This window comes from Siphonobacter sp. BAB-5385 (assembly GCF_002261125.1).
Classification (GTDB): Bacteria; Bacteroidota; Bacteroidia; order Cytophagales; family Spirosomataceae; genus Siphonobacter.
This window is the reverse complement of the sequence record NZ_NMPS01000195.1, coordinates 1-228: the sequence shown is the minus strand read 5'-3', so window position 1 is coordinate 228 and position 228 is coordinate 1. Positions and strand designations below refer to the sequence as shown.

The window sequence follows — 228 nt, the reverse complement described above, 5'->3', positions numbered from 1 at the left end:
AAATGGAGCCCTTAGGACTTCAACGAGGTGTAGAGAAGTCCAAAGCCCGGCACGTAGCCATCCGGGAGTACTACGGCGTAGCTAAAGAGGTCAGCAAAGGCTCGATTGACTACCATCCAGCGATAGACCTCCCAAAAGTCCCACAGCTTGAGTTTAAGCCGCCTACCGTCCTTCAGCGGACTACGGATATGACGGGTTATCTACGAGAACTCAAGGAACGCACAGAAA

Annotated in this window: 1 protein-coding gene; it reads left to right on the top strand. The window is 52.2% G+C overall.

The window, feature by feature from the left end:
• A partial coding sequence (locus BWI93_RS27925) for a hypothetical protein (protein ID WP_176454279.1) occupies nt 1-228 on the top strand: 228 nt, incomplete at both ends.